The organism is Azomonas macrocytogenes (genome assembly GCF_014191985.1).
GTDB lineage: Bacteria > Pseudomonadota > Gammaproteobacteria > Pseudomonadales > Pseudomonadaceae > Azomonas > Azomonas macrocytogenes.
In genome coordinates this window covers 1-25,674 of record NZ_JACHXI010000016.1, presented here as the reverse complement: position 1 = coordinate 25,674, position 25,674 = coordinate 1, and the positions used below count along the sequence as shown (strand labels likewise).

22 protein-coding genes are annotated in these 25,674 nt (G+C 53.5%); 8 read left to right on the top strand and 14 right to left on the bottom strand.

Translation table 11 applies throughout. The annotated features are described in order from the left end of the window. Positions 1–433 precede the first annotated feature (433 nt). On the top strand, positions 434–2,401 hold the full coding sequence (locus tag FHR87_RS14055) for a diguanylate cyclase domain-containing protein (RefSeq protein ID WP_183167347.1): 1,968 nt from the start codon (positions 434–436) through the stop codon (positions 2,399–2,401). Positions 2,402–2,424: 23 nt separating this feature from the next. Here the strand turns inward: FHR87_RS14055 and pbpG are convergent, their stop codons facing one another. Continuing rightward, positions 2,425–3,363 (bottom strand): D-alanyl-D-alanine endopeptidase, encoded by a 939-nt coding sequence (gene pbpG, locus FHR87_RS14050; protein WP_183167346.1) that lies wholly within the window; start codon positions 3,361–3,363, stop codon positions 2,425–2,427. A gap of 265 nt (positions 3,364–3,628) precedes the next feature. Between pbpG and FHR87_RS14045 the strand changes: the two genes are divergently transcribed. The 3 genes from FHR87_RS14045 to FHR87_RS14035 all read left to right on the top strand — a co-directional run bounded on the left by FHR87_RS14045 (position 3,629) and on the right by FHR87_RS14035 (position 6,730). Continuing rightward, positions 3,629–5,638 carry an alkaline phosphatase D family protein gene (locus tag FHR87_RS14045; RefSeq protein ID WP_420826742.1) on the top strand — a complete coding sequence of 670 codons (2,010 nt, stop codon included), beginning with the start codon at positions 3,629–3,631 and terminating at the stop codon, positions 5,636–5,638. 98 nt (positions 5,639–5,736) lie between these two features. Beyond that, positions 5,737–6,285, top strand: a complete 549-nt coding sequence (locus FHR87_RS14040; RefSeq protein WP_246336047.1) for an ankyrin repeat domain-containing protein — start codon at positions 5,737–5,739, stop codon at positions 6,283–6,285. A gap of 160 nt (positions 6,286–6,445) precedes the next feature. Then, entirely contained in the window at positions 6,446–6,730 is a 285-nt protein-coding gene (locus FHR87_RS14035; RefSeq protein ID WP_183167344.1) for an EF-hand domain-containing protein, read from the top strand. A gap of 171 nt (positions 6,731–6,901) precedes the next feature. Here the strand turns inward: FHR87_RS14035 and pncB are convergent, their stop codons facing one another. Next, complete coding sequence (gene pncB / locus FHR87_RS14030; protein ID WP_183167343.1) at positions 6,902–8,101, bottom strand: nicotinate phosphoribosyltransferase; 1,200 nt, start codon at positions 8,099–8,101, stop codon at positions 6,902–6,904. Between the two features lie 175 nt (positions 8,102–8,276). On the opposite strand from pncB, the gene FHR87_RS14025 reads away from it, so the two are divergent. Next, positions 8,277–9,893, top strand: a complete 1,617-nt coding sequence (locus FHR87_RS14025; RefSeq protein WP_183167342.1) for an FMN-binding glutamate synthase family protein — start codon at positions 8,277–8,279, stop codon at positions 9,891–9,893. Between the two features lie 164 nt (positions 9,894–10,057). On the opposite strand, the gene FHR87_RS14020 is transcribed toward FHR87_RS14025, so the two are convergent. The 4 genes from FHR87_RS14020 to recQ all read right to left on the bottom strand — a co-directional run bounded on the left by FHR87_RS14020 (position 10,058) and on the right by recQ (position 14,090). After that, positions 10,058–10,411: a FecR family protein gene (locus tag FHR87_RS14020; protein WP_183167341.1), complete on the bottom strand. Its 354-nt coding sequence runs from the start codon at positions 10,409–10,411 to the stop codon at positions 10,058–10,060. Positions 10,412–10,544: 133 nt separating this feature from the next. Further along, positions 10,545–11,057, bottom strand: a complete 513-nt coding sequence (locus tag FHR87_RS14015; protein WP_183167340.1) for an RNA polymerase sigma factor — start codon at positions 11,055–11,057, stop codon at positions 10,545–10,547. Between the two features lie 366 nt (positions 11,058–11,423). Beyond that, positions 11,424–11,861, bottom strand: coding sequence for a transcriptional regulator SlyA (gene slyA / locus FHR87_RS14010; protein WP_183167339.1), 438 nt, complete (start codon positions 11,859–11,861; stop codon positions 11,424–11,426). 102 nt (positions 11,862–11,963) lie between these two features. Then, positions 11,964–14,090: a DNA helicase RecQ gene (gene recQ, locus FHR87_RS14005; RefSeq protein ID WP_183167338.1), complete on the bottom strand. Its 2,127-nt coding sequence runs from the start codon at positions 14,088–14,090 to the stop codon at positions 11,964–11,966. A gap of 265 nt (positions 14,091–14,355) precedes the next feature. On the opposite strand from recQ, the gene FHR87_RS14000 reads away from it, so the two are divergent. Then, a complete protein-coding gene (locus FHR87_RS14000) occupies positions 14,356–14,943 on the top strand; it encodes a YecA/YgfB family protein (RefSeq protein ID WP_183167337.1) in 588 nt (195 codons plus the stop codon). Positions 14,944–14,955: 12 nt separating this feature from the next. Further along, the gene (locus FHR87_RS13995) at positions 14,956–15,360 is read left to right on the top strand and encodes a YbaN family protein (RefSeq protein WP_183167336.1); all 405 of its coding nucleotides are present in this window, start codon (positions 14,956–14,958) and stop codon (positions 15,358–15,360) included. 62 nt (positions 15,361–15,422) lie between these two features. Here the strand turns inward: FHR87_RS13995 and ispD are convergent, their stop codons facing one another. From ispD to FHR87_RS13955, 8 genes are all read right to left on the bottom strand, one after another. After that, a complete protein-coding gene (gene ispD, locus FHR87_RS13990; RefSeq protein ID WP_183167335.1) occupies positions 15,423–16,118 on the bottom strand; it encodes a 2-C-methyl-D-erythritol 4-phosphate cytidylyltransferase in 696 nt (231 codons plus the stop codon). A gap of 3 nt (positions 16,119–16,121) precedes the next feature. Continuing rightward, positions 16,122–16,403 (bottom strand): cell division protein FtsB, encoded by a 282-nt coding sequence (gene ftsB, locus FHR87_RS13985; protein ID WP_183167334.1) that lies wholly within the window; start codon positions 16,401–16,403, stop codon positions 16,122–16,124. 98 nt (positions 16,404–16,501) lie between these two features. Then, positions 16,502–17,791: a phosphopyruvate hydratase gene (eno, locus tag FHR87_RS13980; RefSeq protein ID WP_183167401.1), complete on the bottom strand. Its 1,290-nt coding sequence runs from the start codon at positions 17,789–17,791 to the stop codon at positions 16,502–16,504. A gap of 44 nt (positions 17,792–17,835) precedes the next feature. Beyond that, the gene (kdsA, locus tag FHR87_RS13975) at positions 17,836–18,681 is read right to left on the bottom strand and encodes a 3-deoxy-8-phosphooctulonate synthase (RefSeq protein ID WP_183167333.1); all 846 of its coding nucleotides are present in this window, start codon (positions 18,679–18,681) and stop codon (positions 17,836–17,838) included. Continuing rightward, positions 18,678–20,309: a CTP synthase gene (locus FHR87_RS13970; protein ID WP_183167332.1), complete on the bottom strand. Its 1,632-nt coding sequence runs from the start codon at positions 20,307–20,309 to the stop codon at positions 18,678–18,680. Before FHR87_RS13970 ends, kdsA begins: the two co-directional genes overlap by 4 nt. A gap of 148 nt (positions 20,310–20,457) precedes the next feature. Continuing rightward, positions 20,458–21,753, bottom strand: coding sequence for a tRNA lysidine(34) synthetase TilS (gene tilS, locus FHR87_RS13965; protein WP_183167331.1), 1,296 nt, complete (start codon positions 21,751–21,753; stop codon positions 20,458–20,460). A gap of 86 nt (positions 21,754–21,839) precedes the next feature. Beyond that, positions 21,840–22,790, bottom strand: coding sequence for an acetyl-CoA carboxylase carboxyltransferase subunit alpha (locus FHR87_RS13960; RefSeq protein ID WP_183167330.1), 951 nt, complete (start codon positions 22,788–22,790; stop codon positions 21,840–21,842). Positions 22,791–23,224: 434 nt separating this feature from the next. Beyond that, positions 23,225–23,743 (bottom strand): CinA family protein, encoded by a 519-nt coding sequence (locus tag FHR87_RS13955; RefSeq protein WP_183167329.1) that lies wholly within the window; start codon positions 23,741–23,743, stop codon positions 23,225–23,227. Positions 23,744–24,096: 353 nt separating this feature from the next. On the opposite strand from FHR87_RS13955, the gene FHR87_RS13950 reads away from it, so the two are divergent. Then, the gene (locus tag FHR87_RS13950) at positions 24,097–25,269 is read left to right on the top strand and encodes an aldose epimerase family protein (RefSeq protein ID WP_183167328.1); all 1,173 of its coding nucleotides are present in this window, start codon (positions 24,097–24,099) and stop codon (positions 25,267–25,269) included. Positions 25,270–25,674: the final 405 nt, after the last annotated feature.

Here is a 25,674-nt window from a genome sequence, read left to right as displayed (position 1 = left end):
CCAGGTATAGAGCCCAGAACTTTTCTATTCTGCCTGAAATACCGGATTCTCCCCGTGTTGCGACATTCTCAAGCGATTGCCGGCCGTCTCCAAACAGCGTAAACGATGTTCACTTGTCGGTGGTTCCTTTCTCCGCATCCGGATTTCGTCCGAATTACCCTTGCCGCAGAAAAACAGAATGCTGCCTGGTAGCAATCTATCAATAGATGTTTTTTAAATATTATTTTTATATATCAACAAAATTACTCTTCAGGACAGAATTCTGGCATTCCCAGTGGGACTGGCGAACAATCGACGTTAAAATGGCAAATAAATGAATTAGCCGCTTTATCTTCCTATTGTGCACGCCTTATTCAGGCCACAAGAATGTGATTGGAATATGCTGTTGCGTCATTTTTCCCGAGCTCCCCATTTCTTAGCCTTTATATTTGCCTTGAGTGCTCCCCGTATCGAAGCGGCAGACGATCTGCAGCGAGTAGTACTGCAGTTAAGCAGCTTTCACAGCTTCCGTTTCGCCGGCTATTACGCCGCCCGTGAGAAAGGTTACTACTGGGAAGCTGGGTTGGATGTGGATATCCGCGAGGCAACGCCCGATATAAATCCGATTCGCCAGGTAGTCAACGGCTCGGCGCAGTATGGGGTTGGAGCTGCCAATCTACTGCTGGCTCGCTACGCCGGTCTGCAGGTAGTGGCACTGGCAGCAATCCAGCAGTATTCCCCTTTGGTGCTGATCGTTCGCCAGAATCAGGCGACGCCTCTGCCGCAAAACCTTGCAGGTAAACGCATATTGCTGGGCCCGAACAGCAATGAATTACTGGTTTACTTGCGACAACAGGGCGCCTCACTGGAAAGCATATTCAGCAGTACGGAAAATCCGGCCTCGCAGGAGTTGATCAATGGCCGCGCCGATGCCATTTCCGGCAATATTACCCAAGAGCCTTATTATCTGACCCAAGCCGGAGTGCCATTCCAACTCTATACTTCCCGCTCGGTCGGCATCGATTTTTACGGCGACAATCTTTTTACCAGTGAAGGCGAAATCGACCAGCATCCCGACCAGGTAGAAGCCTTCCGCGAAGCGACTCTGCGTGGTTGGCGCTATGCGATCAGACATCCTCAGGAGATCGCTGCGCTTATCAACGCCCATTATTCGCAGAAAAAATATCCGCTGGATTTCTACCAGTACCAGGCGGACCAGATGCGCACCCTGATACAACCGGAACTGGTTGAAATCGGCTATATGAATCCAGCTCGCTGGGAGTATATCGCCCAGGTCTATGCCTCTCTGGGCTTGATGCCTCAACACTTCGATCTTAAAGGCTTTCTCTACCAGAGCAACACTCCGATCATCGACCGGACATGGTTATCCATAGGGGCAGTGCTATTGCTGCTGGCTGCCCTCATAACTATCTATAGCTGGTATATCAATCGACGGCTAAGACAGGCGCTGCACTATAGCCAGCAAGCGGAACAAGCCCTGCGCATCAGTGAAGAACGCCTGCACTTGCTGGCCGATAATATTACCGAGGTACTCTGGACCCTGGATTTACAGGGTAAATGTACCTATATGAGCCCATCAGTGTTCAAACTACGCGGTTACAGCGCGGCTGAAACGATGCGCCAGAGCCTCGACGAAGCCTTGGTACCACAATCGACCACTACGGTTCGTCGGCAGTTACGCAAGATTCTCGGCAAGCTGCGCCATGGTAAAGATGTACCTGATTTACATACAGAGCTGGAACAGCCATGTCGGAATGGCTCCACGGTTTGGATCGAAGTAAAAGTCTCCGCCATGCGCAACCGCCACGGAGCTTATATCGGCCTGCTCGGTATGAGTCGTAACATCAGCAATCGTCGCCAGGCCGAGCAGAAAATCCGCCATATGGCTCAACATGATTCACTCACAGACTTACCGAATTGGGCGCTATTCAGCGAGCATCTGCAACAGGCGCTCGCTGTGGCACAACGCGAACAGCATGGCCTGGCGATCCTGTTCATCAATCTGAATCACTTCCGGCTGATCAACGACAACCATGGTCATGCTACAGGTGACCGGCTACTGCAAGATACGGCCAGACGCATCCAGGCTTGCCTGTACACCGTGGATACACTGGCAGCCAGAATTGGTGGCGACGAATTCGTGGTATTGCTGAGCAAGGTCAATGATCGTGCCGAGGCGTTAATGGTTGCGAAAAGAATCAGTCGTAGCCTGGGTATTCCCTTTCTGCTCGATGGCATGCAATTACAGATTTCTTGCCGTATCGGTATCGCCCTCTTCCCCGAGCATGGCCGAAGCGAGCGCGAATTGTGCAAGCATGCCGACCAAGCAATATATGCCAGGGAAAACCCTATGCACGATCAAGTGTGCATTTACGGCGAGCAGAAACTCGAGTTCGAGTGAACCGCTCGCTTATTTCAACCGAATCAGTTAGCCCGGGAAAGCGCCAGTTGGCGCAACTGCTGGATACGCTGCTGTTTATAGCTGATTGCAGCAATCGGAAGCGGAGCACTTTTACCGGTCTCGACCCAACTGCGCACGCGGCTGGCATCGGCGAAGCGGCTAGCCTTGCCCAACGACCCCATCAGAACCATGGCCATGGGCCGATTGCCGACCTCTGCCACCATCACCAGACAATGGCCAGCCGCATCGGTGAAACCGGTCTTGCTCAACTGGATGTGCCAGTCGGCATTGCGCACCAACGGGTTGGTATTGAAGAAGCTGAGGGCGTAATTCGGCGTACGGAAATAGGCATCGCCCTTGGGCGTAGTACTCATCTGGCGAATCAACGTGTATTGGCGTGCCGCCTTGAGCATGGTCACCAAGTCACGTGCGGTCGATACGTTTCGGGTAGACAAGCCGGTCGGTTCAGCAAAACGGGTATTGCGCAAGCCGAGCGCACGCGCTTTGGCATTCATCGCGGCAACGAACATGGTATGACCACCCGGATAATTGTGCGCCAAGGTCGAAGCAGCACGGTTCTCCGATGACATCAGTGCCAGGCGCAGCATCTCTCGCCGACTCAACAGACTCCCCACTCGAACCCGCGAAAATACGCCCTTGAGATCCTGAGTATCGCGAATAGTGACAGGAATTACCTCGTCCAGAGACTGACGAGCATCCAGCACTACCATAGCGGTCATCAGCTTGGTGATCGATGCGATCGGTACGATCGTATCGGGAAAACTGGCAAACACTTCCTTACCGCTATTCAGATCTACCACCAGTGCACTAGTCGAAGCCAACTCCAACTGTTTGGCCTGGACTGTCACCTTGGGCTGGGCAGCATATACGCTGGATACTGGCAAAATAGCGGTGCTGAGAAAAAAGAGGCTGCAGGCAGAAAAAAAAGTTCTGGCTCTCATGTAGTGGGCTCGGCAGGCAGGGAGGGGGAAAAGCAGTGCAACAAGCATTCTAATCCAAGGAGCAAAAATAAACCTTTCGTCTCGATCTCAATCTGAACTGTTTCTCAACAAATCTCCCTGCCCGCGAAAAATGAGACGAACGTCTCCTTAGCTATACCCAGCCTGCCAAGACGGCTTGACCAACCTTGGTCGTTGAGTCACGGCAAATCGATGCGTATCGTTCCAAGGCCTCCATCATCAATAAGTTCACTCCATGAGTAGTTCCATGTCGTCTCCTATCGCTGTATCCAGCAACTTGCCACCGGTCCTGTCCGGCCCCTTACTGCGACGCCTCGAAGCATCGCGTCTGGTGCTATGGCTGGTGGGATCGAGGCAGTTGCGGGCAACACTACAGCTTATTTATGAAGATTCTGAATCGGGTTCGACCGAACTGAACCTGCCGCTCGATGCAAGCTGTTGTCGATATATCCCCATCGGCCAGCATGCCTGGGTGCATCTGATCGAAATCAGCCTGGAAAGCAAGCTGCCAACCAACGTATATATCCATTACGACCTGCTTATCGAAGGCGCTGGCTCCATCGCAGACTGGGCACCACACTTGCTCTATCCCGGCCAAAGCAAGCCAAGCTTCGTCCGCCGCGACCGACATGATCATCTGCTGCATGGTTCCTGCCGCAAACCGCACTGCCCCAGCAAAGACGGCCTAGGCCAGGTCGATGCGCTACTCGGCAGTACCCTTGATCGCCCACAGGACCGTCCGGCGCTGCTGATACTGAGCGGCGACCAGATCTATGCCGATGATGTGGCCGGCCCTTTGCTGGTGGCAATCCACCGCCTGATCGAATGCCTGGGCCTATATGGGGAAACCCTTGAAGGCGCCGAGGTGGACAGCAGTGATGCGCTCTACGTTCACCCCAAGACTTACTACCGGCGCGAAGAACTTCTGCCGGACTACACGGCCAACGAAGAATTGCGCGAACGTTTCTTCGGGGGCGTGAGAAAACCCATTTTTACTACTGCCAGTGCAGCCAACCACTTGATTACCCTGGCCGAAATCATGGCCATGTATCTATTGGTCTGGTCACCAACACCCTGGCGATTGATCGAACCGATAATACCTGCCAACCTGCCGCAGGAGAAACTCGAACATTATCGAAGCCAGGAAACAATCATTCGCAGCTTTGCTCATGACCTGCCGCAAGCGGCACGCGCCATGGCGCAAATTCCTTGCCTGATGATCTTCGATGACCATGATGTCACCGACGATTGGAACCTCTCCGCCCGCTGGGAAGACAACGTCTATAACCATCCTTTTTCACGCCGCATTGTCGGCAATGCCTTGCTTGCCTACCTGCTCTGCCAAGGCTGGGGCAATGCCCCGGAATATTTCGGCGAACTACTGGAACATACCCAGGCACTGCTTGCCCATCGGGACGCGCGGCAGTATCTACCGCTGGCATCGCACGATCGGATAATTGATCGCTTACTGGCCTTCAAACACTGGCATTACCGCATTGCAGGCCAACCATCGCTCATCGTGCTGGATACCCGTACGCGCCGCTGGCACCACGAACGGCAACGAATCCAACCATCCGGCCTGCTGGACTGGGAAGCCCTGTGCGAACTGCAAACAGAATTGATCGACGAGAAATCGGTAGTGATCGTTTCCCCAGCGCCAATGTTTGGCGTCAAGCTGATCGAGGCAGTGCAACGCATCTTTACCTGGGCCGGCCATCCGCTAATGGTAGATGCCGAGAACTGGATGGCTCACCGTGGCGCTGCCCAGGTAATGCTCAATATCTTTCGTCATTCGCGTACCCCGGCAAATTACGTGATCCTCTCCGGCGATGTGCACTACTCGTTCACCTACGAGATACTGATTCGCCACCGCGATGCTGGCCCGCGTATCTGGCAGATCACCAGCAGCGGTATCAAGAACCAGTTTCCCGAAAACCTGCTGAACTGGTTCGACCGCCTGAACCGCTGGCTCTATTCGCCTCGTTCACCGCTCAACATCTTCACTAAACGTCGCCGTATGCAGGTCACTCCACGCATTCCCAGCCGCAGCAAACACGGCGAACGCCTGTGGAACAGCGCCGGAATCGGTCAGGTCTATCTCGACGAACAGGGTCGACCGACACAAATTCGACAATTGAATGCCGACGGCTCGGAACCGACCTCCTTCGAACATCTACAGCGTGTGTCCAATCAGCGTGACGAACAGCTTCAGGAAAACCTGCCACTCTCGCAACCGAGGGCGCGCAAGTGCAAATGATCAACGCATAAACGAACCCATGATTCATGGCACCCACAGGTAACAGCAAGGTCATAGCTTCTCTAGACAGATAAACGACAGCCTTGAAGGGAGCCACTATGTCGACCCCGCAACCCAATGCCGTTTCCACCACCCGGCAAATGACGCCGGAAGAAGCCCAGGAATTTGCCGATCAGGTTTTCGATGTCGCGCGCAACGGCGATGCGTCAATGCTGGTCCGGCTATTGGACAATGACTTGCCACCCAATCTGCGCAACCACAAGGGCGATACCTTACTTATCCTGGCCAGCTACCATGGCCATCTGGATGCCAGCCGAGTACTGCTCGAACATGGCGCCGATCCGGATATCTGCAACGACAACGGCCATACTGCCCTGGCCGGCAGCGGTTTCAAGGGTAACCTGGCCATGGCCAAGCTATTGCTGAGCCATGGCGCCAATGTTGAAGCCAAATCACCCGATGGCAAGACAGCCTTGATGATGGCCGCCATGTTCGACCGGACTGATATCGTGGCCCTGCTGCTACAGCATGGCGCCAACCCCCAAGTCCGCGACGCCAAGGGTATAACCGCCTTCGCCGCCGCGCAGGCGATGGGTGCCAAAAACACATCGGCACAATTGGCAGCACTCATGCAGTGCGATGGCTAGGTGTTTGATTCCAGGCTTTGATGATGCACTCTTCTACCCGACCGGTCGTGCATCGAAAAAGGTGCGATGACAACACACAAAGGTTTCGGCGAAGCTTGCATATACATTTCATCAAGGCGAGCGTCCCCCATACCAAGACGTTCATTCAAGGAAGCAGACCATGCGCAAACTCATCGCCCTGACCGCTCTTGTCCTGCTGGGCAGTAATATGGCCAACGCCAGCGACGATGAGCAAATCCAAAAAATCCAGGAGAAAGTTCAAGGTCGCCTGCAAAAACAGGTAGATGCAATGGATACCAATAAAGATGGCGCCATCTCGAAACAGGAATACCTCACCCACGCAGAGAAGCAGTTCAATCGCATGGACAAGGATGGCGACGGCAAGATCACTCAGACAGAGCGCGGAAAAGCCTTCGATCATGTCAAACAGCTTCGCAGCGAATAGCTTTCTGCGATGACTGCAACGGGCATCGGCAAATAACGAAAGTCTGACCTCATATAGCGAATAACAGGCAGGCTTTCGCTCTGCTGGCAAAGCACTATGCGCCGATCCCGGTGTTCGTCATGCCCTGTAAATAGTTGATGGCAGAACAGCAACAATGGCCAGGGCAAGAAGCTATTCGGCCACCTTGAACACATGCTTCAGATAAGCGAGGAAATTCTCGTCGCGACACTGGGTCTTACCCGGCGAGTCGGAAATCTTCGCCACTGGCTGGCCGTTGCAGGCCGTCATCTTGATCACCATGTTCATCGGCTCGATCCCCGGGATATCGCACGTCAGGTTAGTGCCGATCCCAAAGCTGATATCGATCTGTCCCCGTAATGCACGATAGATAGCCAGCGCGCCGGGCAGATCCAGCCCATCGGAAAACACCAGCGTCTTGGTTCTCGGATCAATACCCAGCGACTCGTAGTGCGCAATGGCTTTATGCGCCCACACCAGCGGATCCCCCGAATCGTGGCGCAAGCCATCGAAAAGCTTGGCAAAGTAAAGATCGAAATCGCGCAGGAAAGCGTCCATGGTAATGCAATCGGTCAAGGCAATCCCCAAGAGGCCACGGTATTCGCGAACCCAGCAATCCAAGGCAGCGCTCTGGCTGTCGATCAACCGGGAGCCTAGCTGCTGGTGTGCCATCAGCCACTCATGAGCCATGGTACCCATAGGTTTGAGCTGATACTCCCGCGCCAGATGCAAGTTGCTGGTCCCGACGAAACGACCGGGGAAATCGTGGACCAGGATATCGACTACTTCGGCATGCACACCGTAGGAAAAACGCCGGCGTGTACCGAAATCAGCCAGTTTGAAACCATCCAACTCCTCGGCGGAAGCCTCCTGCACAAGCCATTCCAGCTTGTAGTAAAGCCGTTCGCGAACCTGCTCCAGAGTCGCCAAGCCGTAGCGCTGACGATTGCGCACTTCGCTGATAATGGCCAGTAACGGCACCTCGAAGAGAATCACATGCAGCCAGGGCCCACGCAGACGGATGAATAACCGATCATCCTCGATACCCACATGCAGGTAAGCAAGATCGAAGCGAAACAAGCCGAGAAAACGCAGGAAATCCGGCTTCAAGCAAGAAATCCGTTCGAGAAAGGCCAACTGATCGCTGCTGATGGCCATTTCACTCAATAGCTCCAACTGCTGGCGAATCTCGCTGAAATAAGGCCGCAGATCCTCATCGTTGCGAGAGTGAAATTCCCACTCGACTTCGGCATTCGGATAATTGTGCAGAACGGCCTGCATCATGGTGAGCTTATAAAAATCGGTATCCAGCAGATTTTGCACGATTCTTGCCGTGAATGGACTTTCGCTCATGTTCAACTCCTTGCAGGGTCGACCCTGGCATGGATTGTGATGCGAATTCGAGCAGCATTGTTCCGGCGCAATCCGTAGTAATAAGCACCAAGCGCATAGAAATCTATGCAAAAAAAATGCAGGATAATGCGCATAAGTTATTAAATATATTCCGGAGCCTTGCATGAACTCGCTCATGAATCTTTCATTGCTGAGCCGGTACGCGTTCTTTGCCTTCTGCGTGCTGTTCACCTTGGTCACACTGCCTTTTTGGGAACACGAATGGCTGCGACCGTTCACCCTCGTCACCGCCGCTCTGAGCCTGCTTGGTATCGCCGACATTGTGCAAAAACGCTATTCAGTACGCCGCAATTACCCGGTGCTCGGCAATCTGCGCTATCTCATCGAAAGTATTCGTCCGGAAATCCGCCAGTACCTGATCGAAGGGGACAATGACCGACTACCTTTTTCGCGCACCCAACGTCTGTTGATCTACGCACGTGCACAGAACAGGGGCGCGGATAAACCTTTCGGTACATTGGTAGATGTGTACGAGGATGGCTTCGAATTCATCGGGCACTCCATGCGTCCGGCGCCATTGGCCAGCCCCGACAGTTTCCGTGTCGACATTGGCGGACCGCAATGCACCCAGCCCTATTCCGCCTCGCTGTTCAACATCTCGGCGATGAGTTTCGGCGCTCTTAGCGCCAATGCCGTACGCGCCTTGAACAAGGGTGCCAAGCTTGGCAATTTCTATCATGACAGCGGAGAAGGCGGCATCAGCAGCTATCATCGCGAGCATGATGGCGACCTGGTCTGGGAAATCGGCAGCGGCTATTTTGGCTGTCGCACCAGCGACGGCCGTTTCGACCCCGAACGCTTCGCCGCCCAGGCCAAGTTACCGCAAGTACGGATGATCGAAATCAAGCTCAGTCAAGGCGCCAAACCGGGCCACGGCGGTATTCTGCCGAAGGACAAGATTACCGAAGAAATCTCCATCACTCGCGGCGTGATCATGACCGAGGATTGCGTCTCGCCAGCTCGCCACAGTGCTTTTTCCACACCGATCGAACTGATGCAGTTCATCGCCCAGCTACGCGAGCTGTCCGGCGGCAAACCGGTCGGCTTCAAATTCTGCCTGGGTCATCTCTGGGAATTCATGAGCATCGTCAAAGCCATGCTGGAAACGGGCATCCTGCCCGATTTCATCGTGGTTGACGGCAAGGAAGGTGGCACCGGTGCAGCCCCTCTGGAGTTCGCGGACCATATCGGTGTTCCCATGCGCGAAGCGCTGCTGTTTGTACATAACACCCTGGTTGGCACCAACCTGCGCGACAAGATCAAGATCGGCACCAGCGGCAAGATTGTCAGCGCCTTCGACATCCTCAGCGTACTGGCCATCGGTGCCGACTGGGCCAACTCGGCGCGCGGTTTCATGTTCGCGCTCGGCTGCATCCAGTCACAATCCTGCCAGACCAATCGCTGCCCCACTGGCATCGCCACCCAAGACCCGCTGCGCCAAAGGGCTGTAGTGGTCGAAGACAAAGCCCAGCAAGTCTACAATTTCCACCGCAACACTCTCGCCGCACTGGCCGAAATGCTCGCCGCCGCCGGTCTTCGACATCCTTCGGAGCTGGATCCCAAGCATCTGGTGCGGCGCGTTTCCGCAACGGAAATCAAACTCTTCTCCCAGCAGCATATCTTCCTCAAGCCAGGGGAACTGCTGGTCAGCCAGGATGGCGACCGCCTGCACCTGCACGCCCGCATGTGGAAAATGGCCAGGGCCGATAGCTTTGATGCGAAAGTCGATTGAATGGCACGCTCTCAGCAATTCTCATTTTGATCGTTTTTACGCACCTTCCCGGCTGGAATACGCTCTTTAGCCTCACTATCAAGCTGATCGTTTTTGTTTTAGCGTGGAAACGATCGGTATTTTTTGGGTTTTCACAGAGCTAAAAGCGGCGCCAATGTCCCCTTTCAGAAGGCCGAGTGCAAGCACCATGGAAGGAGCGACCCTAGAGCCTGGGTGTTGCCTTTGGCAGCCTCGACAATAAAAGGCCGCTGCGCATCGGGCACTACCTGAAACCAGGCTTCACTACGATAAAGACGGACATACCGCTGATGGTCACTGTAATTTACATCCAGTGCGCTATCGGGAGCCGCATGAATCAGCGAGCCGTCCTCCAGATGCCATTGCCGCTGTTCAGCAATCGCTGTGCGGTAGTCCGCCAGCCAGGCTGGGTCGTAACACCAGCTTAATCCCAGGCCAAGCAATAGCATGGCGGCCATGCTACGAAGCAGCCAGGTTTGCTTTCGGCGGGCTTTAGCCATTGGCTGTTCTGACTGGTTTTTGGGGGATACAGAGATCTCGGTAATAGCGGCTCGACTGGCTGCCAGGCTCTCTGCCACCGGGTCGAGTCGCCGCCAGACCTCTCCGGCCCGTTGCTAGGCCAGCTGTTGCGGCTCACCTTGTTCCAGCCAGGCAGCAAAACGTGCCCGATCTCAAGGCCTTGACCATTTGCGCAACCACCGTGCTTTTGGAGATGTTCAGACGCTCGGCGATTTGCGCATGGCTCAGGCCATCGACCCGGCACAGGATGAAGATTTCTCGACAACGGGGTGGCAGGCTGTCAACGACATGTAATAGGTGTTCAAGCTCATCACGCGACTGCACTTCCCATGCTGGGTCCACTCCTTGCGCCGGTATTTGGGCAACCAGCTCGTCCTCCAGTTGCACTTCGATATCCATGCCTTGATGCCGTTGATGGTCTGTACCCAGGTTGGTGGCAATACGAAACAGATAGGCGCGAGGATTGACGACATTCTGTTCTGGCGTATGCCTGGCCAGACGCAGCCAGGTTTCCTGAGCCAGGTCCTCGGCCAGACTCGGGCTGCCGAAGCGGTGGCGAAGGTAGCCGAGCAAAGCATCACGATGCTCGATGAAGGCGGACAGCAGACGTTCGCGCTCCGTAGACATGAACTGGCGTTCCTCGCACTTCCCAACCCACCGACATGGGGTCCAGCGGCAGACTTTAGTATTTTTGAGAGCTATTCTCAATATCCATGCAAATAAGGAAGTTCCAATAGGGGTCTGACAAAGGTCGACTCGATTACCGAATTTGGTGTCGCCAACACACAGAACTCCAATTTGGGGCTCGGTTCTTGCCAGCCACCAAGCTCCTATTTGCTGGAATTGTCTACGGTGGATCACGCTAAAACTGCATGACAAGCACGTCATGATTCGCAGAAGGGAAGCAGACTAAAGGAGCAGGCCATGTGAAAAAGTCACAAAACTACCGCTTGCAAGAACTATCTGCAGATAAGTCTTGCAGAAGTTATCTGCTCAAGAGCGGTTAAGATTCTTGAGAATAGTCTGATGCACTTTCAGGCAACTCTGTAACTCTTCTTCATCGATGCCAGAGATGAGATCTTGATGCATTTGCGAAGAAATGGCTTCTATTTGACGAATCAAGGGCTCTGCCTTGTCAGTCAACACGATTTTTTTCGCCCGGCGATCCTCCGGAACCATCAGGCGCTTCACAAAACCCTGATTTTCCAGGCTATCCAGGAGTCGTGCCAAGGTAGGCCCTTCCACACCCACGCTTTGCGCCAGTTCTCGTTGCGTAGGCGCCTCAGGTATACGCGAAATGTGCAGAAGCACGACCCAGCGCGCTTGAGATAAACCAAGATGCGCCAGCCGCCGATCCAGCTCGGCTCTCCAAGAGCGAGCCAGCAGGGTTAGCAACATTCCAAATCTGACAGGAGGGGCTTCTGGTGGCATTACTACACACATTCCATGCAGGCTTATTATTAGGCCGCTAATCATAAGGCCTATTGCTACAAAAAGCACATTCAACTAAAGCAGAAAATCATATTTTAATGGTTATTCACCAAATTCAGCCAGTAATGCAGCTCTCACGCAATGTAACACACCAATTGGCACCTCCTTTCCCAATTGCTCTGCTACTACGGCTGAGGAGGGCAATTCTCCTTCACCATCCAAAAAAGCATCCTGGATGGTACCCAATAAATCTTCCGGTACATCCACCGCTTGCTCGAGAGAAAGCTGCCGGCGCCCAATCGCTTCGGCCAGCAAGCTATAAATATTTTTTTCCGTACAGCCTAATCGATTGGCGATCTGCGCAGGCGTCATCCCAGCGCACGCCAAGCTGATCAGTTCATGTCGAAGATCGGCAGCAGGCTTTTGTATTGAAGAATTGCCTTGTAGAACTGCCAGAAACGACTCGCCGTAACGCTCTAATTTACGTCCACCAACACCATTGATTCGCGCCATTTCCTGCAGGTTGCTTGGTTTACTGCGCAACATTTGCAGGAGTGTCGCATCGGGAAAAATGACATAGGGCGGCACGCCATGTTCTTCTGCAAGCTTGCGACGTAACGAACGCAACACTTCCCATTGTTGCCTTTCTTCAGTGCGGACCAATTGGCTGGCGGCACTGGCCGACGGCTTTTTCGGCAAGGTGGAGCCAATATCACGACGTAACTGCAAAGATACCTCGCCACGCAATAGTGGCCGGCAACTCTCGGAAAGTCGCAAGCCCCCATAGCCATCCAGATCGATATCAACCAGACCGCGTGCGATCAACTGTCGAAACAATGAACGCCATTCGCCTTCGGAATGCTGCTTGCCAAGCCCGAATACGGATAAGTGGTGGTGCCCAAGCCCTTTCACTTTATCGTTTGCGCGCCCTAATAAGATATCCACTAGATGGCCGACGCCATACCGCTGCCCACTGCGATAAATCGTCGACAGCGCCAGACGAGCAGCCTCTGTAGCATTCCAGGTTTCCACCCCATCGACACAAATATCGCAATGCCCACAAGGTTGCGGCAGATCCTCATCGAAATAGGCCAGGAGTGCCTGTCGCCGACAACGCGTCTCCTCGCATAGAGCCAGCATGGCTTCCAGTTTGTGCTGTTCGACCCGTTTGTGCCGCTCGTCGCCTTCTGAATTTGCCAGCATTTGTTTGAGAAAAATCATGTCTTGCAGACCGTATGCCATCCAGGCATCGGATGGCAGTCCATCACGCCCCGCCCTGCCCGTTTCCTGATAGTAGGCTTCTAGCGATTTCGGCAGATCAAGATGAGCGACAAAGCGCACATTGGGTTTGTCGATCCCCATGCCAAAGGCAATAGTTGCGACCATGACCAACCCTTCCTCGTTGAGGAAACGTTTCTGGTTGGCGGCACGTAGCTCACTAGGCAACCCCGCATGGTAAGGCAGAGCAGGAAAGCCCTGCTGACTCAAGAAGCCAGCTATTTCTTCAACTTTCTTGCGTGACAGGCAGTAGACAATACCGGCATCACCTTTATGCTCGGCAAGAAAACTCAGCAACTGTTTACGAGGCTGATCTTTCGGCACGATGCGATAAAAAATATTTGGCCGATCGAAACTCGACAGAAAACACCCTGCATTCTCCAACTGCAGACGTACAGCGATTTCTTCACGAGTACGTTTATCTGCAGTAGCGGTCAATGCTATGCGTGGAACAAGGGGAAACAGCTCGGCAAGTTGTCCTAGCTGCAGATATTCAGGCCGGAAATCATGTCCCCATTGCGACACACAATGAGCTTCATCAATAGCGAACAGAGCAATGGGCAGCTTTTGCAAAAAGGCCAGCATCCGAGGTTGAACCAAACGCTCGGGAGCGAGATATAAAAGCTTTATTTCGCCACGCTTGAGCCTTTCGGCAATGTTTCTCTGCTCGTCCGGGCCTAGCGTTGAATTAAGCGCTACAGAGGAAACACCCAGTTCATCAAGGGTAGCGACTTGATCGTCCATCAACGCAATCAGTGGTGAAACCACAACGGCCAAACCATCGCGCAACAGAGCCGGCACCTGGTAGCACAAGGACTTGCCGCCACCAGTGGGCATGAGTACAAGCGCATCGCTGCCAGCCGCTACGCATTCGATGACCGCGGCTTGGTTACCACGAAACGAGTCATAACCGAAAATATCCTTGAGGATGTGATGTGCCTGGTCAAGCATGCCTATCTCTGATAGCGGAGGCCTGGAGTGTATCGACATTCCATTGCCGCGGTAACGAAACGTCGAGCGATTCAAGTATACGTGAGAGTGTTGAACACACTGTAACGCCACCAGCCAAAGCATAATGAAAATAAATTCCCTTTGATCCAGGGCTTGAAAAGCTTCCGGAACCTCAAGGCTTGACGAAACTCTACTCTACGCACAGGTAGCCTGAGCCAAGCAGCTCGTCTAAAATCGATACCTTTAAATCCCAAGGTAACCTCTGATGTCTTTTGCCGAGCAACTGGCCCGTCTGCAAGTTTTCCTAGATGCCGATGATCTGCACGAGGAAGCCTTGGATTTCATAGCCGCTCACGGTTATTTGACCGCGCTGTGTATTTGTCCAGAACAGGTGCCGGAGGAAGAATGGCTCGATGCGCTATTTGCCGAACCTCCGCAGTACATCGACACAACAGAGCAAAACGCAATAGAAGCGACGCTCGCCCAGCTTAAAGCCCACATTGCTCGCCAACTGGCCAGTGACGAGAATATGGAATTGCCATGTGAGCTAGACTTGGGAAAAGATCCAGACGAATCCGAACTACGTGGCTGGTGTATCGGATTTATGGAAGGTGTCTTCTTGCGAGAGGCGATCTGGTTCGAAGAAGCGGAAGAAGAAGTCAGCGAACTGTTACTACCTATAATGGTCGGGTCTGGATTATTCGACGAACAGCCTGAGTTTTCCGATATTGCCCAAGATCAGGATCTGGTTCATGAAATGATTACTCAAATCCCAGAGTTGCTGACGGCTCTTTACCTCATTTGCCATGCTCCTGAGGAAAAGCCGGCACTTCTCAAGCCTAAACGTCACTGATTGCCACTAACCATGCCTACGGCAACCAGAGAAATCCCTTTGTACCGCAACCCGCTGGTCCGCTACTTTTTTTTGTTTTTGGGCTGGCTGAGCGTTGCGCTTGGCGTGGTCGGCATATTTTTGCCTCTGCTGCCAACTACCCCTTTCCTGCTGCTTGCAGCGGCCTGTTTCGCCCGCAGCTCACAACGCTTCTATGACTGGTTGGTAGGGCATCCACGTCTTGGACCCTGGTTTCGCGGCTATCTGGATGGATCGGGTATTCCGCTGAAAGGAAAAATCTATAGCATCGGCTTCATGTGGCTAAGCATCAGCATATCTTTCTGGCTAGTAACTTTGACTTGGGCTCGCATCGGCATGCTGACTAGTGCAGTGCTGGTCAGCATATACATTCTCAGGCAGAAAACCCTGCAAATTTGATCCGATCAGAGAGCAATCAATACGAAAACCTACTAATCCAACTGTAACTTATGGTGGTACTGCTATTGCTTCCACTGCTTTTCAAGCCACTGCAGGTCCTCGGGGCGCGTTATCTTAAGGTTATCTGCTCGCCCCTCAATCAAACGCGGAGCATATCCAGCCCACTCCAACGCCGATGCTTCATCGGTAATGGAAACCCCAGCACTCAAGGCAGAACTCAGGGCGCTTTGCAGCATCCCGAGACGAAACATTTGTGGCGTGTAGGCTTGCCAGATGACCGAACGATCCACCGTTGCCTCCACTCGACCATCAACCCTGGAGCGTTTCAAGGTATCCCGTGCAGGCACAGCTAGAAGGCCACCGACCGGATCATCAGTCAATTCCTGCAGCAAACGATCAAGATCGCTACGCATCAGATTTGGCCTGGCAGCATCGTGGACCAGCACCCAGTCGCTCATACGCGCCCCATAGGTTTCCAGCGCCAGCAAGGCATTCAGAACCGAGTCGGCACGTTCCTGACCACCTGCGACACGATGAATGCGAGGGTTCCGGCTACTGGACAGTTTTCCCCAGTAAGGATCATCCGAAGCCAGGCTGATCACCAGAGCCTGCAGACCTGGATGGTCGAGGAAGCAGTCAAGCGTATGTTCAAGAATCGTCCGCCCGCCCAACAGCAGATATTGCTTGGGACGGTCGGCATGCATACGGCTGCCAATACCAGCTGCAGGTATCACAACCCAAAAAGTTTGATTGGTCACGGTTCATTCAGCCAATTCGTACAGGGTTTCCCCCTGCTTGACCATGCCGAGTTCGTGACGAGCGCGCTCTTCGACGGTTTCCATACCCTGTTTCAATTCCATCACTTCGGCCTGAAGAAGACGGTTACGCTCGAGTAAACGCTCGTTTTCATCATGCTGATCGGAAATCTGTTTTTTGAGTTCAGCTATCTGGGCCAGACTGCCTTCACCTACCCAGAGGCGATATTGCAAGCCACCCAACAACAAAACGAGCAAAAGAAAAAGCCAGTAATGAGCTTTGAACATTTCAAGCTTCCATGAAAAAGGCAGCCTACGGGCTGGTGAACATTGCGTCATTCGCTATGCTCATACAAGCCTCGCAGCCGCCCTTTTGTCACATCCGCTTAGCCGCGAAACTCGGCACGTCCTTTATAGGGAGCTTTCGCACCAAGTTGTTCTTCGATACGTAGCAGCTGGTTATATTTCGAAATACGATCCGAACGACTCAGAGAACCAGTTTTAATCTGGCCAGCAGCGGTTCCGACCGCAAGATCAGCGATGGTCGAATCTTCGGTTTCACCGGAGCGATGCGAGATCACAGCCGTATAACCAGCGGCCTTGGCCATTTGAATGGCTTCCAAGGTCTCAGTCAACGAACCGATCTGATTGAATTTGATCAGAATGGAATTACCGATGCCTTTGTCGATACCTTCCTTGAGGATCTTGGTATTGGTTACGAACAAGTCATCGCCGACCAGTTGAATCTTGGTACCTATTTTATCAGTCAGGCCTTTCCAACCAGTCCAGTCGGACTCATCCATGCCATCTTCGATAGAAATGATCGGGTAGCGCTGAGTCAGACCCGCCAGGTAGTCGGCAAAACCTGCAGCGTCGAAGGTCTTGCCTTCACCAGCGAGGTTGTACTGACCTTTTTCGAAAAACTCACTGGAAGCGCAATCCAGAGCCAGAGTTACATCGGTACCCAGCTTGTAACCAGCCTTCTCGACAGCTTCTGCAATAGCGCTCAAAGCATCTTCGTTGGAAGTCAGGTTTGGGGCAAAACCGCCTTCGTCACCAACGGCAGTATTCAGACCACGGCCTTTGAGCACAGCTTTCAAATGATGGAAGATTTCAGCACCCATCCGCAGCGCTTCGGCAAAATTTTTCGCACCGACCGGCTGAATCATGAACTCTTGAATGTCGATGTTGTTGTCAGCGTGTTCACCGCCGTTGATGATATTCATCATCGGTACCGGCATGGAGTATTGGCCAGGAGTGCCGTTCAGTTCAGCGATATAGGCATAGAGCGGTATATTCTTGGCCTTGGCTGCAGCCTTGGCCGCAGCCAGGGAAACGGCAAGAATTGCATTGGCTCCAAGCTTGGATTTGTTCTCGGTACCATCCAGCTCGATCATGGCGTGATCGAGGCCTTTCTGATCGGTTGCATCTTTGCCCAGCAACAGATCACGGATCGGACCATTGATGTTGGCTACCGCTTTCAACACACCTTTGCCCAGATAGCGGCTTTTATCGCCGTCACGCAATTCCAGTGCTTCACGAGAGCCGGTAGAGGCACCGGAAGGCGCACATGCACTACCGACAACACCATTGTCCAGGATGACATCGGCTTCTACAGTGGGATTTCCGCGAGAATCCAAAACTTCGCGACCTTTGATCTCAACGATTTTTGCTATTGTCATTGTCATTCACTCTCCATTAAGGGCTCGAGCGGCACGCCTCAAGCGGTTTCAATAGGCGGAAAACTTTTGACCAGATCGTCCAGTTGCTTGATCTGGCAAAGGAAAGGCTCAAGCTTGTCCAGCGGCAAGGCACAAGGACCATCGCACTTGGCGCTGTTCGGATCAGGATGTGCTTCCAGAAAAAGACCGGCCAACCCTTGGCTCATACCTGCCTTGGCAAGATCGGTTACCTGGGCACGACGACCACCCGCGGAGTCGGTACGGCCACCTGGCATTTGCAGAGCATGCGTAACATCGAAGAAAACCGGATAGCCCAGCTGTTTCATGACACCGAAGCCCAGCATATCAACCACCAGATTGTTGTAGCCGAAGGATGATCCACGTTCGCAGAGAATCAGTTGTTCATTACCCGCTTCCTCACACTTACGCAGGATATGTTGCATTTCTTGCGGAGCAAGAAACTGGGCTTTCTTTATATTGATCACCGCCCCTGTTTTAGCCATGGCTACCACTAGATCAGTCTGGCGGGACAGAAAGGCTGGAAGCTGGATGATATCGCAGACCTCTGCCACCGGAGCGGCCTGATAAGGCTCGTGAACATCAGTGATGACCGGAACGGCGAATGTCCTTTTTATCTCTTCGAAGATTTTCAAGCCTTCATCCAGACCCGGACCACGAAAAGAGGCTATGGACGAGCGATTAGCCTTGTCGAAGCTGGCTTTGAACACATAAGGAATACCGAGTTTTTCGGTAACTTTTACGTAATACTCACAAGCTTTAAGGGCCAGATCGCGAGATTCCAGTACATTGATGCCACCGAAGAGCGCAAAAGGTCTGTCGTTGGCCAGTTCAATGCTGCCGACACGAATGATTTTATTAATCATGCCTTGCCCTCTTTCCGAGCCAGAGCAGCATCGACGAAACCACTGAATAAAGGATGTCCGTCACGGGGAGTGGAAGTGAACTCTGGATGGAACTGGCAGGCTACGAACCAGGGATGATCTGGCGCTTCGATCATCTCGACAAGAGCACCGTCCTCCGAACGACCAGTGATTTTCAGACCGGCTTCCTGCAGCTTCGGCAACAGGTTGTTGTTTACCTCATAGCGATGGCGATGGCGCTCGACGATTCGCTCTTTGCCATAGCACTCGAAAGCCTTCGAACCGCTCTCCAACAGGCATTCTTGCGCACCCAGGCGCATGGTTCCCCCCAGATCGGAGGTCTCGCTACGGATTTCAGTATTACCAGAGGCATCGGCCCATTCGGTGATCAAGCCAACGACAGGATGACTACTGTCTCGGTCGAATTCGGTGGAGTTGGCGCTGGTCCAGCCCAAAACGTTTCTGGCGTACTCAATCACCGCGACCTGCATACCAAGACAGATTCCCAGATAAGGGATCTTGTTTTCACGCGCATATCTGACTGCAGCGATCTTACCTTCCACGCCGCGCAACCCGAAGCCGCCAGGCACCAGAATGGCATCGACATCACCCAGAAGGCCTGCCCCCTGATTCTCGATATCCTCGGAATCGATATATCGCAGGTTCACTTTCGTTCGGCTCTGAATACCAGCATGCCCCACAGCCTCTATCAAAGATTTATAGGCATCGAGGAGTTCCATGTACTTGCCAACCATGGCAATGGTTACCTCTCGCTCCGGATGCAACTTGGCATCCACCACCCGATCCCATTCGGAAAGATCGGCACTGGCACAGTCCAGCCCGAAACGTTCCACCACAAAATCATCCAAACCCTGAGCATGCAAGATAGCAGGAATTTTATAGATAGTATCAACATCCGGCAGACTAATCACTGCTCGCTCCTCCACATTAGTGAAGAGCGCGATCTTGCGTCGCGAGGACAGATCGATAGCATGATCGGAGCGGCAAACCAGCACATCGGGCTGCAAGCCGATAGAGCGCAACTCCTTCACGGAATGCTGGGTCGGCTTAGTCTTGGTTTCACCAGCAGTGGCGATATAAGGTACTAAGGTGAGATGCATCAGCATTGCGCGCCTGGCTCCAACCTCTACCCGCAGTTGGCGAATCGCTTCGAGGAACGGCTGCGACTCGATATCGCCAACGGTGCCACCCACTTCAACCAAAGCGACCTCGGCATTGCCCGCACCTTTGATTATGCGTCGTTTGATCTCGTCGGTGATATGGGGAATGACTTGAATAGTCGCCCCCAGATAGTCGCCACGGCGCTCCTTGCGTAGCACATGCTCGTAGACGCGACCGGTGGTGAAATTATTATCCTGGGTCATGGTGGTACGGATGAAGCGCTCATAGTGCCCCAGATCGAGGTCAGTTTCGGCGCCATCGTGGGTAACGAACACCTCGCCATGCTGAAAAGGGCTCATGGTGCCCGGATCAACATTGATATACGGATCCAGTTTAAGCATGGTGACCTTCAGGCCCCGTGCTTCAAGAATAGCTGCCAAGGAAGCTGAGGCAATGCCTTTCCCCAATGAAGAAACGACACCGCCCGTGACGAAGATATAACGCGTCATGAAAAACCCTAGATTCTGCGTTAAGCGGCCGGCGCCGCCAGGGGAAAGCGAAGATGCGACTACACTGCTGACAGAATGGCAAGAGTATCGCCACCCGAAGGCTGCGGCTGCTGTAGAGACGGGAGCGTAGTCTACCGGAAAGGGGTTTTCACCTCAAACCTGGAGGCACCCAGCCAATCGAATATCCGTTCATCGAGCAATGCGGCAGGTTGGCTACCGCTACAAGTACATTATCGGCATAAAGAAGCGGCAGGCGATAACGCACAAAAGAGGGGATGCCGGCTTCGTTCAGCAAACGCTTCAGATCGCGGCGCCCGCGGCCAGGGATAGATATGACCTCCCCTCCTTGCCGATAACGAATTTCCAATACCTTGCCCGGTCTCCCCTGTTGAAGCCAGATACGCCCATTGCCAGGTAGATCCAGAGCCTGTTGAGAATGCACCCAGGGCTGTGCTCTCAACTCCAGCGAGTCAAACCAGTTTTTTGGTAAAAACCATAAAAAATCATTGGCTCGTACTAACTCTCCGCTTGCTAAACGCCAGCGCGGCATGGCATCGCTGGCGGCATCACGCAAACTATCCCAACCATCCCAATGGCCTGTCTCGGGCAGTAGGGTAAAATCCGCCAGCCAGTAACGCAGCAGATTGCGCTGACGAACCGGAGACAAGCCCAACAGTGCTGCGAAATTCAATGAAGGCAGTCTCAGCCACTCGAATCGCGAAGATGCCTTTACCGTCTGCAAATCAATCCGCGCCAATTCACCAAGCAGTTCCTGCGCCTCGGCCATATGGCTGGCAGTACGGGCTAGACTGACCTGTGTCTGCGGCCAACGGGCCAGCAGAGCAGGAATTATTCGTTGACGAAGATAATTACGGGAAAACTCCAGGTTTTCATTGCTGGGGTCTTCAATCCAGTGAAGCCTCTTACTCCTGGCGTAAAGTTCCAATTCCTGCCGACTTGTCGACAGTAATGGCCGAACCAGCCGGCCTTGACCAAGCATCCGCTCGCCAGGCATACCGGCCAATCCTTTCACGCCAGTTCCACGCAACAGGCGAAAGAGAAGGGTTTCCGCCTGATCGTCGCGATGCTGCGCAGTCAGTAGCAACTCACCGGCCTGGAGGGCATTGGCAAATGCCGCATAGCGGGCTGTCCTGGCAGCAGCTTCGAGGCTTGCTTGTGGTGCTACGGCTACCCATACCGGTTTGAACGCAATATCGAGCTTGCAACAAACTTCGCGACAGTGCTCAGGCCAATGGTCTGCAGCCGGCTGCAGACCATGATGGACATGGATAGCTGAAAGAGGCGGCAAATCATGCTTCTCGCGCAGACCGACCAACAAATGCAATAAAACCGTAGAATCCAGCCCGCCGGAAAAGCCGATATGCCAGGCAGGTGCACCGAGCCATCGACCAAGCACTGCGAGCAGGCGAGACGACAAAGACATAGATCAGCACCATACCAGACATTCAGATCGACGAGCGACCGAGAAACCCCATCGCCCATCCAAGGCTGCTCACAGCCCTCTTGTCATCAGGCGATACCATAGCTCATCAGCCGCTCATAGCGCTGAGTCAGCAGTGTCTCGGTATCCAGCGACCTCAAGACATCCAACTGTACCAACAACTCCTCACGCATGGTTTCAGCCATCGCCTCGGGGTTGCAATGGGCTCCCCCCAGTGGCTCGCTGATTACATTGTCAACAATACCGAGTTCCTTCAACCGAGCTGCGACAATCCCCATCGCTTCGGCCGCTTCCGGTGCTTTTTCGGCTGTTCGCCAGAGAATCGAGGCACAGCCTTCCGGAGAAATGACCGCATAGGTCGAGTACTCGAGCATGTTCAATCGATCACAAACGCCGATAGCCAGTGCCCCGCCCGAGCCTCCTTCACCGACTACGGTCGCGATGATAGGTGTCTTCAGGCGCGACATTACTCGTAGATTCCAGGCAATTGCCTCGCTCTGGTTACGCTCCTCAGCATCAATACCAGGATAGGCACCGGGAGTGTCGATAAAGGTCAGAATTGGCATTTTGAAACGCTCGGCCATTTCCATCAACCGACAGGCTTTGCGATAGCCTTCCGGGCGCGGCATACCGAAATTACGACGAACCTTTTCGCGTACATCGCGACCTTTCTGGTGACCAATAATCATCACAGGCTGCCCGTCCAGACGAGCAATCCCACCCACGATGGCAGTATCATCGGCGAGATGCCGATCACCATATAACTCCTCGAATTCAGTGCATAACAGCCGGACATAATCAAGCGTATAAGGGCGCTTCGGGTGACGGGCCAGTTGAGCAATCTGCCAACTGGTCAGATTGCCGAAAATACTCTGAGTGAGCGACTTGCTCTTTTCCTGCAATAAGGCGATTTCATTGCTTATATTCAAGGAGTTGTCGCTGCCAACAAGGCGCAGTTCCTCGATCTTGGCTTGCAGATCGGCGATAGGCTGTTCGAAATCGAGAAAATTCGGGTTCATTGAGCATCCGTCTTGGTCGACGGCCAAGTGGCCGGGCTATTCCGTTCTTCGCGCTGCACATCAAGGGATTAACGGCTGCGGTCGAACATTAACTTGTTGGTAAAATTTATCCGGATATGTTCGGGCTGTCAGGAATATTGACGCTTTCTGTAATCATTCGATAAAAAAGAATAAGGGTATATTGTCGTGATTATCGCCTATTGAAAGAGCGCGCGTTAGCAACACACTGATTAATACTCAATGGCGAGCCCAAGTCGAAGCTGGAAAATTCTACGTCAGTACTTGATTTCATTATAACAAGCGTGAGCGACATAGACGGGAACAGATCAGGAAGACCGAATGTAGCCAAGTGCCCATTCCGAGGATAAACGTAGTTCATTGAAAGGAAATACCGAAAGCGTGATGGTCATGGCCTAAACAAAACATCAACAGATTCAAGACGCAATTGCTCGGCAATTGGTATCAGGATTTCCTCCATTGCAGAGCTCAAGCAACCCGCTGAGCCCGGCCTCAACCGCCTGCATGCGTATAGCTAGACGGTCGCCGCTAAAGTGATAGCAGCGAGCATATAGCGCATTGCCTGCCGCCCATCCCAGCCAAACCGTTCCCACCGGCTTTTCCGGTGAACCGCCGCCAGGTCCGGCAATGCCGCTTACCGCTACGACAAAGTGCGCGCCATTATTGCGCTGAGCGCCACAGACCATCGCTTCGACCACTTCCCGACTAACCGCCCCGACCTGTTCGAACAACATAGCTGGAACACCCAGTTGCCGAGTCTTTTGTTCATTGGAATAGGTAACGTAACCTGCTTCGAACCAGGCGGAACTGCCCGCAATACGAGTGATGGCTTCGGCTATTCCACCGCCGGTACAGGACTCTGCGGTACTCACCTTGGCAGAGCGTGCAACAAGAGATTGGCCTAGCTGTTCGGCAAGTCGGGTCAAATTGTCCATAAATATTCCAAGCTTAAAGGCTGACCGATAGATAACGTATACTGGGTAGCTTTTCGATTCAGCCCAAACAGCCCCCCTGATCCAGAATTAACTCAGCGGCCAAACTCCGATTGGGCCAAGGTAATATCATGATCGTGGAAATAACTAAAACCCTCATAGATACTAAGCTGGAGAGTATTTTCAGTGAGCTGAAACCGAGCACTATTGACCTGGCATTCAATGGCATCGACTGATGGACAGTTTGCCCAAACTGCCCTTATGTCATGCATAACGGAATCACAATAGGCATCGGCGATAGAGAAAGCCCGAGTCTCTCCCTGGCGCCATAAATCCTTTCGCGGAGTAGCGATTTCATGTCCGATTTTCCTGTTTCCCGTCCGGTCGTTTTCCGGGCCAAGATCCTTGCAGCCTTGTTCACCAGCTTCGGCGCCGTGGGCACTCTACCGTCCCAAGCGGCCGAACCCTTGCAGCAGGCGCCCTATGGCACCACTACCGACGGGCAGGAAGTCAGCCAGTACACGCTAAAAAACACCCACGGCATTGTAGTCAAGTTTATCAGCTACGGCGGAATCCTCACCGATATCAATACACCCGACCGCCAGGGCAAACTAGCCAATATCGCGCTCGGTTTCAGCTCACTGAAGGACTACGAGCAACACAACGGTAGCATCCACTTCGGCTCACTGATCGGTCGCTACGCCAACCGCATCGCCGCCGGCCGCTTCACCCTGAACGGCCAGACCTATCAGTTGCCGATCAACAACGCACCTAATACCCTGCACGGTGGCCCGGACAGCTTCGATGCCAAAGTGTGGTCGGTACAGCCAGTCAACGTGCCCGACGGCGTCGGTGCCGAGCTGACCTACGTGAGCAAGGACGGCGAGAACGGCTTCCCAGGCACGCTCACCACACATGTACGCTACATCCTCGACGACAGCGATGCACTGCACATCCAGTACAGCGCCACTACCGACCGCGACACCGTAGTCAATCTTACCAACCACAGTTACTTTAACCTGGCCGGCGAAGGGTCTGGCAGCGTGGAGCACCAGATTATCGAGATCGCCGCCTCGCGCTACACCCCCACAGACGCCACCTCGATCCCCACCGGCGAGTTGGCCCCAGTGGACGGCACACCGTTCGACCTACGCCAGCCAATACCCATCGGCAAGAGCCTGCGCTCCTCGCATCAGCAGATGCTTTGGGGGCACGGCTACGACCATAACTTCGTGCTGGACAACGGCGGCAAAGACAAGCCCGGCTTCGCCGCCCGCGTGATCGATCCGAAAAGCGGCCGCGTGCTGGAGGTTCACACCACCCAGCCGGGCTTGCAGTTCTACACCGCTAACTTCTTGGACGGCAGCGTGGCCGGTAGCACTGGAAAAACCTACCGCCAGAGCGACGCCTTCGCGTTAGAGGCCGAACATTTCCCTGATTCGCCCAACCAGCCCAAGTTCCCGAGCACCGTACTGAAACCGGGTCAGACCTTGCAGGAAGAAACCATACTGCGCTTCTCAAGCCACTGAGTCGGCATAAAAAGGTTGTCAGTATCAATGCAAAATTGACCCACTTTGGAGTGACCCCTTGCCATTGAATAGAAAGTAGTTCATGGCGGTGAAGGCAGCCTGAAAGCGATTGCTCACGCCTACGATATCACCCATACGCTGCTCATGCTGTGGTCGACGTAGGGAACTGACCTCGGCACCTACCAATCCGGACTGAATCACGATAGACGCTTTATTATCTCGTAAGCTCTCCCGCCAAGTAGTCACTTCAAAAACCGCCGGTGGCTTCCAGTACGATCAAGGCGGGTGAGCTTTTCAATAAGCTACCGACGAAGCGAGAGCCCAGTCGAGTGAGTCGTGTTGTGGAATCCAGACGAACGAACCCCCTGGCACGTGCGTACCAGGGGGTCGGGATAGGTGCTTGAC

Bases quoted from the DNA above. Each gene is read 5' to 3' on its own strand.
- pbpG (WP_183167346.1), bottom strand. From the start codon at position 3,363: ATGAGAGCCAGAACTTTTTTTTCTGCCTGCAGCCTCTTTTTTCTCAGC.
- FHR87_RS14045 (WP_420826742.1), top strand. From the start codon at position 3,629: ATGTCGTCTCCTATCGCTGTATCCAGCAACTTGCCACCGGTCCTGTCC.
- FHR87_RS14040 (WP_246336047.1), top strand. From the start codon at position 5,737: ATGTCGACCCCGCAACCCAATGCCGTTTCCACCACCCGGCAAATGACG.
- FHR87_RS14035 (WP_183167344.1), top strand. From the start codon at position 6,446: ATGCGCAAACTCATCGCCCTGACCGCTCTTGTCCTGCTGGGCAGTAAT.
- pncB (WP_183167343.1), bottom strand. From the start codon at position 8,101: ATGAGCGAAAGTCCATTCACGGCAAGAATCGTGCAAAATCTGCTGGAT.
- FHR87_RS14025 (WP_183167342.1), top strand. From the start codon at position 8,277: ATGAATCTTTCATTGCTGAGCCGGTACGCGTTCTTTGCCTTCTGCGTG.
- FHR87_RS14020 (WP_183167341.1), bottom strand. From the start codon at position 10,411: ATGGCTAAAGCCCGCCGAAAGCAAACCTGGCTGCTTCGTAGCATGGCC.
- FHR87_RS14015 (WP_183167340.1), bottom strand. From the start codon at position 11,057: ATGTCTACGGAGCGCGAACGTCTGCTGTCCGCCTTCATCGAGCATCGT.
- slyA (WP_183167339.1), bottom strand. From the start codon at position 11,861: ATGCCACCAGAAGCCCCTCCTGTCAGATTTGGAATGTTGCTAACCCTG.
- recQ (WP_183167338.1), bottom strand. From the start codon at position 14,090: ATGCTTGACCAGGCACATCACATCCTCAAGGATATTTTCGGTTATGAC.
- FHR87_RS14000 (WP_183167337.1), top strand. From the start codon at position 14,356: ATGTCTTTTGCCGAGCAACTGGCCCGTCTGCAAGTTTTCCTAGATGCC.
- FHR87_RS13995 (WP_183167336.1), top strand. From the start codon at position 14,956: ATGCCTACGGCAACCAGAGAAATCCCTTTGTACCGCAACCCGCTGGTC.
- ftsB (WP_183167334.1), bottom strand. From the start codon at position 16,403: ATGTTCAAAGCTCATTACTGGCTTTTTCTTTTGCTCGTTTTGTTGTTG.
- kdsA (WP_183167333.1), bottom strand. From the start codon at position 18,681: ATGATTAATAAAATCATTCGTGTCGGCAGCATTGAACTGGCCAACGAC.
- FHR87_RS13970 (WP_183167332.1), bottom strand. From the start codon at position 20,309: ATGACGCGTTATATCTTCGTCACGGGCGGTGTCGTTTCTTCATTGGGG.
- tilS (WP_183167331.1), bottom strand. From the start codon at position 21,753: ATGTCTTTGTCGTCTCGCCTGCTCGCAGTGCTTGGTCGATGGCTCGGT.
- FHR87_RS13960 (WP_183167330.1), bottom strand. From the start codon at position 22,790: ATGAACCCGAATTTTCTCGATTTCGAACAGCCTATCGCCGATCTGCAA.
- FHR87_RS13955 (WP_183167329.1), bottom strand. From the start codon at position 23,743: ATGGACAATTTGACCCGACTTGCCGAACAGCTAGGCCAATCTCTTGTT.
- FHR87_RS13950 (WP_183167328.1), top strand. From the start codon at position 24,097: ATGTCCGATTTTCCTGTTTCCCGTCCGGTCGTTTTCCGGGCCAAGATC.